Source organism: Candidatus Poriferisodalis sp., assembly GCF_965208555.1.
GTDB lineage: Bacteria > Actinomycetota > Acidimicrobiia > Acidimicrobiales > Poriferisodalaceae > Poriferisodalis.
This window is the reverse complement of the sequence record NZ_OZ242342.1, coordinates 2240895-2252801: the sequence shown is the minus strand read 5'-3', so window position 1 is coordinate 2252801 and position 11907 is coordinate 2240895. Positions and strand designations below refer to the sequence as shown.

Genomic DNA, 11907 nt, shown 5'->3' with positions numbered 1-11907 from the left:
GAATCCCGTCACTTTGTGACCTCGAGGTACGGCACTACGAAGGTTTCATCCATGCCGCAATACGATCTTGCGAGCCGTTCAATTGCCACGCTGGTCGCGGCAATCGAATCAATATCGCCGGCACTGATCGAGCCAACGCGAACTGCCCGATCCGCAGTACTAGGGCGACGCTGCGGCCCGCCGAGATTCTCGATCAGCCGATCGGTCGCGACGGTCTCAAGATGCTCAAACAAGGCATCAGGCTGCGCCGCAGTCTTCTGCCCCGCGATCCATGCACTCGTCCAGCGTCGCGCCGGCCAGTTGTCACTGAATAGATGTACTGCGTTAGGTCGATTGATGACATCGTCGTGGCGGTTCGCGGCTGCTGCGATGTCAAGTTCGAGTGCCGCCATCCGCCAAGTACGCGGCAGCCGTCGCCTCAACACGACCCGTCCAGCGGCTCCGAACGAATGGGTGCCCCACCAGCCGCGACAGTCGACCTCGCCGAGGCGCGCCACAAACACGACCGTTCGGATGATCCGTTCGAGCTCGTCGGTGCTGTTCTCGGCGTTCACGCTTCCGATACCAATTGATGGCGCCATAGTCGGCCACTGGGGATCCGCCCGTCACGAGGCAGATTGGGGCGAATGTACGTCGTCGAGCGTCCCGGTGCGAGGCCTGTCGCGCGGCGTCTCGTCCGGTCGTGTGTCACGCTGGCTCATGGCGCGCATCACGGTCATTGCGGACGACGACTGGGACGGCGAGCTCGGCGAGCTGTACCCCCGGGTCGTGGACCCCGCCTGGGGCCGGGTCGACCACATCTTGGCCATCCACTCGCTCAACCCCCGCAGCATGGCTGCACACCAAGGCCTCTACGAATCGGCCATGGCCGGCACCGCCACGCTGCGCAAGGTCGAACGCGAGTACATCGCACAGCGCGAGGCTGGCTTCAGCGACCGCGACTTCCTCGAAATCACCGAAGTCCTCGGCTACTACGCGTACGCCAACCGCATCGCCGACGGGCTCGGCCTCCGAACCGAAGACTGGATCTCCGCCTAGCTGTGCGCAAGATGCTGCCTCATCGCACGACGGATTCCCGCACGGTGCTGTGGATCGGCGAGCCGTTCCTGTCGTGAACTCCCAGATTGGTCAGGAGACCGAATCCACTGATGGAATGCCTCGACAGATGCGTGGCGCGCGGCGCCGCGCTCGGCTACGCGGCTCACCCACTCTTCTTCCAGTTCGGCTTCCTCAAAGACTGCTTCAGTGGCCTCGGCGAGTCGGTGAGTTGGCACCAAGAATCGTGTGAGGTACCAGATGAAGCGTTGCTGGAGCAGGTGGATGCCGTAGGGCGACAGGCAGGCGATGCGTCGCTCCGGCAGCAGTGACGCCGATTCGACGAGACCCATGTCCTCAAAGCGAGCGGCTTGGTGCTCACCGGCGAGTTCGGGCAGCGGCATCAACTTGAAGTGTCCATCTCGCCATTTCCTCAGTGGGATCTCCTCGTTGGTGGCAACTCGCGCCATGTGAAGTCGTGGCGCCAACTGCACGCCATCAACGCGCATCGAGCACGGGTGGGTCAGAACGATGCCGAGCCCCTCGTCCTCGGGCGCTGTGCCTGGTGTTACACCCGGAATGGTGACTCTTCGGAAGACATCGCCCGTCATGAACGGACGTGCCTGTTCAACCTCCGCAGGCGACGAAGCTAGGTACAGGTCCGAAGGCGAACCCGGAGACTCAAGCGCTTCGTCCGCCAACTGAGATGACCTAGCTGTCAGAGTCGGTGAGTCGAAGACCCGCCAGGCCATCGGCGGCGGTGAATACCTCTACGTCGGAGCGGTAGCGGACACGCCAGTCAGAATCGAACTCATCGAGGACCCGTTCGGGGTCGCTATGCCGGTCTCGGGCCAAATGGAGGACGAGGTCGAGACGCTCTGATGCCATCAAGTCGAGCCCACTCAGCGGAGCCTCCGGGTGCACCGGCGTTTCGAGCCATCCTGCGACATCGTCAATGTGATAACGCTCTTCGGCGATCTCGCAGAGCGCCACTGCGCGGGCGACGCGCTGCCGGTTCTCCCCCGTCGCTGACTCGCCTTGTCGCCATTTGCGGACGGCAGGCACCGAGACTCCGCAGACCCGGGCGATGTCCCGCCACGAGAAGCCCAGCATGCTGAGCCGGTCCAGCATCGCCGGCAAGCGATCCTGAGCCAAGCGAAGCGCAGTCGAGCGCAACTCCTGCTCCAGGCCGTCGGAGTGCATGCGTCCGATTGACTCGTGTAGGTCCTGAGAATCGTTGACCAGCAACTCACTCTGGTTGCGCAGGAACCCGATGTCGTCCACGACATCTTGAATCGTCCTCGTCCGCTCCACGCGGGGCGGTGCGTGACCGACTGACGCGCCGGTGGGCGCGTCATCGGTGCGACTTATCGGGCTCATGTCAGGTCCTTTGTACTCGGCGCATCCGTGCTTCAGTCGAACACTTCGACGCGCAGCTTGTCAGTGACTGCAATCTTGAAGAAGTCGCTCGCTGCTTGATGCACTCGATCGCAGCGTTCGAGAATGCCGTCTGCCGCGAACTCGGGAATCTCATGTTCGCTTGTCCAAAACGCATCAGAGTCGAGCAAGAAATACGGTCCCGGTGGATGCACGGACTTGCGCCGGGTAGGCCCCTCGGGGTCTACGGCGTAGCCCGTCTGCGGTCCGTAACGAACAGTCAGCGCGTGCGAGGCCGCGGTCTGGTATTGGATGCGGCCTTGCCACGCCGTCGCGTTCATCCCAGCCGGCCTCAGCTCAGCTGCCGCTGCGGCCAGCAATTGAGAGTTGATGTAGCCGTCCCAGTCCTCAGGCTCGTCGCCGACGTTGGGTACCCGAATCTCGTCGATGTACCGCAAGCCGATCCGCAACACGCCGTCGGGCGCGCAGATGCGCTCCAAGGTCTCGATGACCTGTCGCGCCAGTGGCCGAAAGTGCTCAACCCAGCCCGCGTACGCCGTGGTCTCGAGAACTAGCGCGTCGTGCCTGACAACTAGCGCAGTCGCTTGGTCACGGGTGCAGAACCTTGGTGCCGTGCGCTGTGTGACCTGCAGCGGAGCTGGCACTTCCACGGCCACGTCAACCTGCTGCTCAATCTGCGTCGCCATGATCGGCAAGCTGTCTTGCACCGCTTCCTTCATCGCTGCCACGGCGTCGTCGCTCAAGCCACCCGCAATCTCGGGATATCGGATCTCCAGCACGGTCAGGACAAGCGGCGGATTCCGGAACGGCGGCGTGTGGCCGGACAGGTCGTCGGCGATAACCAAAAGTGTAACCAAGCGTGTTACACAGCCGCGCCGCCGAGAGCGTCGCAGCAGTTCCACCTGCTCGGCCTAACTCGATCACAGGTCTGTCACCCCGACACGTCGGGCGAGGAGCGTTGGCGGGGAGAGGTCGATCTTCAGGCGGGCAGTCAGCTGCAGTAGCTCTTGATTGGTGCGGTCGGCGCTGAGGAACTCGACTAGCTCTTCTTGGCGCGGTTGGCCGAAGGCGAGGCGGTAAGCGGCGAGGGCCTTGCGCAGTTGCGACACGGCTGCGGCGTCTCGGCTGAACGGCAGCACGGGCACGTGGCGTTGGATCTTCGCTGGGCCATCGTTGAAGACCCAGTACGGCACGATCGCTCCGTCGGTGCTTGGGCTCGACTCGACCGCTGCTTCGAAGAGTTCGTTCCATAGGTCGCCATGGGGCGGCACGCCGTTCGCGAGCAAGTTCGGCCCGAGCGTGGCGGCGAGATTTCGGCGTACGGCGTGGCCCTTGTAGCGGTGCACGCGGCCCTCGCGCTGCTCTAGGTCGACCGGGTTGGTCGGCAGGTTCCAGTGGACGACTGCGTGACACCACAGGTGGAAATCGAGGCCCTCTTGCCCAACCGACGTGGAAGTGAGCACGAAGGGCCAGAACGGGGAATTGAACGCCCTCGAAACAGCCTCGATACGAGCTTCGCCGTGCTCCTCGTCGAGCGTCTGGTTGCCGAATGCGACAGCGAACCTCGTTCGCAGCCGGTGCTCCTCCAGGTTGAATTCCCGACCGCGTGCCTCTCGTTTGGGAATGTCGACCCTGAATGACGTAGTGCGAAGACTCAGCGCCTCTTCGACCTTGTAGCCGATGTCGTCGGCTGCCGCGGTGCGCTGCTCATCGTCGGTCAGGTTCACGTGGCCGAGCCAGTCGCGCAGCACGTGGCAGTGCTCGTCGAGCACAGCTTGGAGGTTGCCGTCGATCGAATGCCGCACCACATCGCGCCAGTAGCGCTCGACGCCTGCCTCGCCATCGGGGCCATCAGGCCTTCCACGCACGATGACGCCGGTGATCTCGGGTGCGTTGAAGAAGCGCCGGAACGTCTCGGCAATCCACGCAGCGTTCGAGACCGTCGACTCGTGAGATCGCGGGAGGCCGACGGCAGAGCTGACCGCCCGCAGGGCGCATTGCGCTGGCCCGCCGATCGCGACCTCGGCGAGCACCGCTGCGAGATCATCAGGAGGACGGCCAAGAGCAAAGTGTCCGTAGCTGGCCATCTCACGGGCTTCGTCGAGATGAGCAGCGAACACCTGGCCAACGTTCTCGCCCTCCCAGTACTGAGCGCCGTTGCGGGCCAGCAACCGGTCTGCCGCCGAAGGGTGCAGCTCGCGGTCGAGGAACAGCAGCGCAGCCCAGTACCAGCGCCGGTCGACAACCCCATCTGAGGGTGCCGACCGAACGAGCGGCGCGATGGCCTCTGCGACCCGCGCTTCGACCTCGGCCAGTACCGCTGAGATCTCGCGCCGACCGCCTCGGGCCAAACGGCGCGGATCACCCAGCTCAGCGAGGCTCGGACTGGGCCACACGAGCAGGAATGCGGTCATCGTGGCAGCCCGCCGGGTGCCTCGTGCCTCCCCTGCCCGAGCTACCCGTGCCGCACGTTCACTGGTGCGGAAATCGAGGCGCGAGCCTCCCCGGCGGTGGTACTCGGCGGTGTAGCTGTGGTTGCGACCGGCGAAGGCGTGCCGTTCGGCCTCCAGGCTGACCAGCGACGAGACGACCTTCGGCACGACCGCCCAGCCCGAGAAGATCAGGCGCTTGGTGAAGCCGGTCGCCTCCGGCGATTCGTACACCGACCCGGTGTCGTAGTAGCGGAGCGACGGCGGCACCCACAGCAACTCGAATGCCCGGTGCCTCTCCAAGTCCTCGAGCAGCCAGCGAAGCCGGCCGTTCTGGGGATCGATGCGCCGGTAGGCCTCGACGTCTTCCCAGCTCAGCAAGCCGGGACCAGGGTCGAGCCGCCCTTCCTCGGCGAGCCGGCCATCGGCTGCGGCCTGCTTGACAGCTTCCTTCAGCTTGTACCGCTCCATGAAGTTGACGAGATACGGGCCCGACTTCCAGTACTCGGTGGGCTCGTGATGCTCGACCTTCTCCGCAAGTTGGCCGATTCGCATGTACGCACGCAGGTCATCGGGTGCCACCGTCACCTGAGCCTCGTACTCGGCGAGCATCCCGTCACGGCTCGGCGTGGCGGCGAGCCGTTCTGTCCGTGACATCACCCTGCGCAGATCGGTGCTGATGTCTTCGCAGATCGCTTCCGCATTCGGCAGCGACTCCGCGGAGGTGAGCGCGGACCGGAGACCGGCGAAGCGCTGCCTCAGCCGTTCGACCCGCTCCTCGTCCTGGAACAGGAACGTGCACGTGTCGAGGAAGTCGGCGTAGTGGTCGCTGTCGATCTCGTCTGCCGTCGTGTACATGCGGTACGGGGTGGCTGACAGCAGCAGCGTCCGTGTGAGACGACCGGTGACGCTGTCCTTGTAGTCGAACAGGCGGTGTGCCAGCTCGGCGGCGAAGTTGTCCGGATCGGGTCGCAGCAGGTCCTTGAAGCGTTGGAACTCGTCCAGCACTACGAGATCGGGCTCAAGCGCGGCAATGCCGACGATCGCCAAGATGCGGCGGACTTCACCGATCAGCACTCTGCGGTCGTCCCACAGGTCACCGGGAAACGTGCGCTTCCACTTCAGTCCATCGACCAGCCGGTCGAAGAGCGTGCGAAGCGTCGGTTGGCCGTGGCGACGGCGCGACTTGTCCACCTCGGCAAGCTCGTCGGCGAATGCCTTGAGCGAGCCAGCGATCTTCGGCCGGTATTCGCGCTCCCATGAACGCAGGCGTCCATCGGGATTTCCGGCCGTGACGCCATCCCAGAAGATCCATCGGGCCGGGGCGGTCATGACCTCGGCACCCCAGTGCGCCCGCAGGAATGTGTACGCCAGGCAGCGCTCCCGAAACTGGCCGGTGCTGCGACCGAACTTCAGCGATGTGCCGGGCGTGATCGCAATGAGATTGATGCCCGGCTGTGTGCCCTGGCCCTCGTTCAACGCGGTGAGCGGCAGCATGGCGAGCCGGCCGACGTCTTCGAGCGGCTCGATGCCTTTGGGGACGAGTTTGCGGAGGTTCTGACGGGCGATCGCTGCGTTCGAGCAGACGTACACGATGTCGTGGCGTGAGTCGCCAATGCGGCCGAGGTGTTCGATGACCTGGGCGATCACGCCCTTGGCGATGTGGGTCTTGCCGAGACCGACTTCGTCGGCCACCAAGAATCGGTACGCCGGATCGTGCTTGTCGAACATCCGCTGGAAGGTCCAACGAGCGGTCCGCTGTTGGAAGTCCTTCAAGTCGCCGAGGACGGCTTCGACGTCGACGTGCCCTTGAGTCACTCGGCCGGTGCTCCTTCAAGCGCTGCCCCGTTGACACTCGGGTCTGCCCCTGCCATCGCCACGTTGAAGATGGTCATCCAGAGTTCGGCGAAGCCCACCGGCAGGACGTCGTCGTCAGCAAGATCCGACACGAGCGGGTGAAGCCCGGCCAGCTTCGCGGGGTCTCGGCGCATCGTTCGCAGCAGCTTCTCCAGCACCGGCAGGGCGGCTACGCCGGCTTCGTCGTCCCAGGCGTCGGTGCTGGCTCGCTCCACCGCTTCCAGCAGGTCCAGCTGGCCGGGATCCTCGTCGAGCAGTGCCAGCAGATAGCGGAAGAAGCGCTCTGCGTTGCCGATGAGGGAACGCAAGAGGAACCGTTCCCGATGCTCGGGTACGCCTCGTAGGGGGACGGGCACCACGAATTCGGTCACCGCGCCGTCGTCCTGTTCGAGTTCGAACGCAAGGAAGCCGCTCATGGCTTCGAGGCTCGTCTCGAAGCGTTCCTCCAAGGGGCTGCCCCCGGCCACTTCACGCCTGTTGCCCGCCGACGAGAGCGGCCAGCAGTGGATAACTGTGTTATCCAAGCTCGGCAGCGGTTCGCTCGTTCGGTACGTGACGGCCCAGTCCGTCCCGCTCGCCTCGACGACTCCTTCGATCTGAAGCCGTCCGATGGCAACGCGCGCCCTGTCCAGTGTCGATGTGTCGGGCAGCGGGACCGGGGCGTCGGCGGGTCGCTGGTACGAGATGAACCAGTTGCGCAGACCGGGCTCATCGTCGGTGCCGCCGCAGAGCCGGTCGACGCCGAGGGTCGCGATGGGTCCCATCAACTCGACGAGGATCTCGACGCTGGTGTGGAAGGCAGACCGGGTCGCATTCGCTGAACCCACGAACAGGTGCGCCCGGTCGCCGGATTCGAATGCGAAGACCTTGGCGTGCAGTCCTGCGAGCGGTCGGGCCGGATCCAGCGGCGACGTCTGATCTTCTGGTGCGGCGAGCTCAACCGGGCTGCCGTCGTCAAACGAGTAGGTCGTGCCCACGTTGGCGAGGGCGGTTGGCTTCAGGGAATCGAGCCACGCCTCCAAGCTCACGAGTTCGGTGACCGGATGCGGGTGCACTGAGCTGAAGAAACCGTCGCTCACGAACGGGGAGATGATCAGCGAGCGCTCGGCGTTGTCCGGGAAGGGCGAACCCGTTGGCGACGAATACCTGCCGTCGAGACCGAACACATGGACCCGCAGGTCGTCCACGCCGTCGGGCAGGGCGAACGTGGCTGTCTGCAGTGCTGCTGCGAGGGACTGGACGCGCTGTCGGTGGCCTGGGGCGACGTCATGGACCGCCGCTTCGAGCAGGCCTTCGAACAGCTCCCCGACCGGCTCGAGCCGAGCGCCGCCTGCACCCGGGGTCTCATCGAGCCGGAGCACGGCATCCCAGCTCGGGTCGAACGTGAGATTTCGGCTGGCCACCAGCACGCGCAGGCGTTGCTCACGGGCCTGGCCCGCGGGCTCATCACCGCATGCCTCGTAGCGGAGCACCCACACCTTGGGATGCACGATCCCGCCGCGTGGCGCATCGACCGGCACTACCGCGCCTTCGAGGAAGGCGAACACCCGGCGGGATGGCGGCACAGCGGTATAGCCGGCCTGGTTGAATACGGTGATCTTGCTGGCATGGGAGCGGAGGGCGTGCAGCAGCTCGACAGGCTCCAGTTGCTCGCCGTCGGCAACCATGCCGTCCGGCCCGGAGAGTGCGAACGCGGCCGGGGCAGCCAGCAGTGCTCGAAGATCGAGCGTGAAAGTGACTGCCATCGCCGACTCGATGCGGAACCCCGCAGGCGGTCGCATTGCGCCGAGGAGCGTCAGGCGGTTGGTGGGCTGAAGCATCAGGTGCCTGTAGCCGTTGGCGCGCTCGCGTTCGCCGGCGTGACAGTGAGCCGGTGCATCAGGCGTGTACCTCGAGGGCCGCGGCGATGTCGCGCATGTAGCTCTGCGTGATGCCCCAGCGGAAGTCGAACTGCCCGCCGACACCCAGGCCGTTCCAATTCTCCAGCGCGGAGCGATGCGCCAGCCGAGCCCGCTTCGATTTCAGGCGAAGTTCGCGGTCACGGATTCTGCGGTGGACCGCTGAGTCTTCGGCGAATCCCTCTGGGTCATGCGCGATTCGCTCGACCATGGCGTTCACGAACTCCTGGACGCCAAGGTTGATGCCGAATTCGTTCAGCAGGGCCCAGAACTCGGGCAGATCGTCGGCCCATGCGCGGACATCGTCGAGCCGCTCTGCTATCCGGTTAGTCCACTTGTCGAGGCGGGCAAGTTCGTCCGATTCCAGCTCGTCGGTGTCCCAGGCCAGCTCTTCGCGGGCCTGACGTGCCACGAGCACGTTATAGACGTGCTGAGGACCGGCGGTCAGCTCGGAGAAGTTCCGAGCGTGGCGGAGGATCTCGACAAGCTGGGCCGGCATGCCGGGTGTTGGCAACTCCCACGGGTAGTCGACCTGCGCAGCCGCTTGCGGCGTCGCGCACAGCACTGCCAGCAACGTGCCAGCGTGGCGGCGCTGGATGTGATCCACCAGCAGCTGCGCCTCGTCGGACGTGAGATCGAAGGTGATCTTTGCGTGCAAGAAATCGTCCGGAGGCGGCGGCAGCTCCGCCCACATCGAGACGGTCCGCGTCGTCGCGTTGTGATCGTCATCACGATCGGGCTGATGCCTCCCGATAGCAGCGGCTCGCTGGCCGTACTCAGAGATGCTGAGGTCCATCCGCCGCAGGCCCCACGTCCACAGGCCTCCCCAGTAGGCGTCGCTCGGCATGCGCTTCAGATTCCGGCCGGCGGTGTAGCCGATGACCCCTTGGAGGCGCCCGAGGTGACGGAGACAATCGATCAGTCGCGCCTCGTCGTCACGAAGCCTGCGCGAGAACTCCCCCGGCGGCACACGCTGGGCTTCAAGCCGAGCGCAGATCCAAGGCACGAAGAGGAAGTAGCGGAGCCTGGTCTGAATGGTCGAAGTTCCAGGATTGAGCATCCCCGAGAACGCATCCCGCACAGTGCCCAGACCCAGAACGTCAAGCGTGCCCGGCTCGTCAAACGCTCGCAGCAGCTCACCGACGCGCTCACTCGCTGCACTGTCAAAGTCCAGCCACCCCAGCGACGACTCGGGAACGTAATCAGTCGCTATCGCCAATGAACGACTCCCAAAGTTCCAGCGTCAATCAACGTGCGCACACAACGGCGATCGGTCAGACCGTGCCTCGCCATTGCTCAGCCCGATGGGCGTCCCGCGCTTGCTTTCGGTCCATGCGCGCCTCGATGCGCTGTACCGCTTCGGGACTCAAGGGGAAGCGGTTGCGTCCCTGATGCAGCCACCAACCTCCGACCAGCGACGCCACCGCCCCATAGACGACCACGAGGGTGATTGCGCCGACGAGGCTGATGGAGGTCCAGTACCTGGACCACGGAATGATGCTTCAGGGCACAGCCGTCGCTGCGAGGTGCCACGTCCACCACTCGGCGCGACTGCGGAACTCCGGAAATCTTCCGAGCGCCCGACGCACCGCTCGCCAATACGACAGCTCGACTCGCTGAATCGTGTCGTTCGTCACCCGAGAAACCCAAGCCCCGCCATCGACGCTGAGGCTACGCGCAACTCGCGAGCAACGGCTGTGTGGCATCTAGCTGACCGTGAGCACCGGTTTCCGCAGCTCAGCGCCCGACACCTCAACACTGCGCTGACTACAGCAACAAAGAGATAACCCCGCCAGGCCCGGCGAGGCCGGGACGGCGGGGAGGAATGGACACACGATACAGCGACTCGGTGTGAAACGCTGGCTCATGGCGCGCATCACGGTCATTGCGGACGACGACTGGGACGGCGAGCTCGGCGAGCTGTACCCCCGGGTCGTGGACCCCGCCTGGGGCCGGGTCGACCACATCTTGGCCATCCACTCGCTCAACCCCCGCAGCATGGCCGCACACCAAGGCCTCTACGAATCGGCCATGGCCGGCACCGCCACGCTGCGCAAGGTCGAACGCGAGCTCATCGCCCTGGTCGTCAGCCTCACCAACGACTGCCACTACTGAGTGGTCCACCACCGGCGCGGTCTGCGCCGCCTCATCGCCGACGACGAGCTCGTCGCCGCCGTCGAGCACGACTGGACCACCGCAGGGCTGTCCGCAAAGCGCACCGCCATGCTGGCCTACGCCGTCAAGCTCACCGAGACCCCCGCCGCCACCACCGACGCCGACGTCGACGCCCTGCGCGATGCCGGCTTCAGCGACCGCGACATCCTCGACATCACCGAAGTCGTCGGCTACTACGCCTACGCCAACCGCATCGCCGACGGGCTCGGCCTCCAAACCGAAGACTGGATCCCCGACTAGCCCGCGCCCCGGGCAAGTGGCGCGGTAGGCGCTGCAGCCTGCGCGCCCCGTCACTATCGGCCAGGAAAACCAGTGGGCCTCGCCACCCATTATGTGCCACCGTCTCGCGTTCAACCCTTGCGAGCGGAGGAGGCAGATGAGAGTCGGCGCCTACATCGACGGACTGAACCTGTTCTACGGCGGACGTTCGATCTGTGGCCGCGGTCAGCCAGGATGGCGTTGGCTGGACCTCCGCCAGCTGAGTCAACGCCTCATCGACCGTCGGCGATCGTGGACCGCTCAAGGTGCGACGTTGCATCGGATCGTCTATTGCACGGCATTCATCGACGGCCATACGAACAGGAACCGTCGACGGCATCAGGATCGGTACGTGGCAGCACTGCGACAACACCGATCCTTCGATGAGTTGATGGAGGGCCGGTTCCAGCCACGCCTGATGCACGCACCTCTTGCCACCATCGGAAGCAGCGGTCGTCCGGAGGTCGTCACTTCACACTGGCCGGTCATGGTGCAGGACTCGCAGGGCAACGCGGTGCCTGACGCCGTCTTCATGGTGTCCCAACTACGCAACGAGGAGAAGGGCTCCGACGTGAACTTGGCGTCCCAGCTTCTGCTTGACGTACTGACACAGTCTGTTGACGCCGCAATCGTCATCTCGAACGACAGCGATCTGCGGTTTCCCATTTGCGAGAGTCGTCTTCGTATTCCGGTCGGGGTTGTCAACCCAAGCTCCGCCAGGCTCGCAGGCGATCTCCGGGGCAACCAGAGCGATGGCGTTGGCGACCACTGGTGGTACCAGCTCGATGCAGCCGACTTCACGAGCTGTCAGTTGCCAGACCTAGTCGGCGCCTACGCGAAGCCAGATGACTGGTAGG

Annotated in this window: 10 protein-coding genes; 3 read left to right on the top strand and 7 right to left on the bottom strand. The window is 65.0% G+C overall.

What is annotated here, in order from left to right; all coding sequences use genetic code 11:
- Positions 1–8: 8 nt before the first annotated feature.
- On the bottom strand, positions 9–554 hold the full coding sequence (locus ACOGXE_RS10480) for a BrxE family protein (RefSeq protein WP_419930857.1): 546 nt from the start codon (positions 552–554) through the stop codon (positions 9–11).
- 145 nt (positions 555–699) lie between these two features.
- Here ACOGXE_RS10480 and ACOGXE_RS10475 point away from each other — a divergent pair, with 145 nt between their 5' ends.
- On the top strand, positions 700–1038 hold the full coding sequence (locus ACOGXE_RS10475; RefSeq protein WP_419933513.1) for a hypothetical protein: 339 nt from the start codon (positions 700–702) through the stop codon (positions 1036–1038).
- On the opposite strand, the gene ACOGXE_RS10470 is transcribed toward ACOGXE_RS10475, so the two are convergent.
- The 6 genes from ACOGXE_RS10470 to ACOGXE_RS10445 form a co-directional block, all read right to left on the bottom strand.
- Positions 1035–1439, bottom strand: a complete 405-nt coding sequence (locus ACOGXE_RS10470; protein ID WP_419930856.1) for a hypothetical protein — start codon at positions 1437–1439, stop codon at positions 1035–1037. The two genes, ACOGXE_RS10475 and ACOGXE_RS10470, sit on opposite strands and share 4 nt — an antisense overlap.
- A 307-nt stretch (positions 1440–1746) precedes the next feature.
- On the bottom strand, positions 1747–2415 hold the full coding sequence (locus ACOGXE_RS10465) for a helix-turn-helix domain-containing protein (RefSeq protein WP_419930855.1): 669 nt from the start codon (positions 2413–2415) through the stop codon (positions 1747–1749).
- Positions 2416–2447: 32 nt separating this feature from the next.
- Positions 2448–3290 carry a TIGR04255 family protein gene (locus ACOGXE_RS10460; RefSeq protein ID WP_419930854.1) on the bottom strand — a complete coding sequence of 281 codons (843 nt, stop codon included), beginning with the start codon at positions 3288–3290 and terminating at the stop codon, positions 2448–2450.
- A 63-nt stretch (positions 3291–3353) separates the two neighbouring features.
- Complete coding sequence (locus ACOGXE_RS10455) at positions 3354–6680, bottom strand: DEAD/DEAH box helicase (RefSeq protein ID WP_419930853.1); 3327 nt, start codon at positions 6678–6680, stop codon at positions 3354–3356.
- Positions 6677–8539, bottom strand: coding sequence for a phospholipase D family protein (locus tag ACOGXE_RS10450; RefSeq protein ID WP_419930852.1), 1863 nt, complete (start codon positions 8537–8539; stop codon positions 6677–6679). The genes ACOGXE_RS10455 and ACOGXE_RS10450 overlap by 4 nt, the downstream gene beginning before the upstream one ends.
- Before the next feature lie 58 nt (positions 8540–8597).
- On the bottom strand, positions 8598–9836 hold the full coding sequence (locus ACOGXE_RS10445; protein ID WP_419930851.1) for a DUF6361 family protein: 1239 nt from the start codon (positions 9834–9836) through the stop codon (positions 8598–8600).
- A gap of 647 nt (positions 9837–10483) precedes the next feature.
- Here ACOGXE_RS10445 and ACOGXE_RS10440 point away from each other — a divergent pair.
- Complete coding sequence (locus tag ACOGXE_RS10440) at positions 10484–11032, top strand: carboxymuconolactone decarboxylase family protein (protein ID WP_419933512.1); 549 nt, start codon at positions 10484–10486, stop codon at positions 11030–11032.
- 370 nt (positions 11033–11402) lie between these two features.
- On the top strand, positions 11403–11906 hold the full coding sequence (locus ACOGXE_RS10435; RefSeq protein ID WP_419930850.1) for an NYN domain-containing protein: 504 nt from the start codon (positions 11403–11405) through the stop codon (positions 11904–11906).
- Position 11907: the final 1 nt, after the last annotated feature.

Coding starts and splice junctions, on each gene's coding strand:
- ACOGXE_RS10475 (WP_419933513.1), top strand. CDS start 700: ATGGCGCGCATCACGGTCATTGCGGACGACGACTGGGACGGCGAGCTC.
- ACOGXE_RS10470 (WP_419930856.1), bottom strand. CDS start 1,439: ATGCCGCTGCCCGAACTCGCCGGTGAGCACCAAGCCGCTCGCTTTGAG.
- ACOGXE_RS10465 (WP_419930855.1), bottom strand. CDS start 2,415: ATGAGCCCGATAAGTCGCACCGATGACGCGCCCACCGGCGCGTCAGTC.
- ACOGXE_RS10450 (WP_419930852.1), bottom strand. CDS start 8,539: ATGCTTCAGCCCACCAACCGCCTGACGCTCCTCGGCGCAATGCGACCG.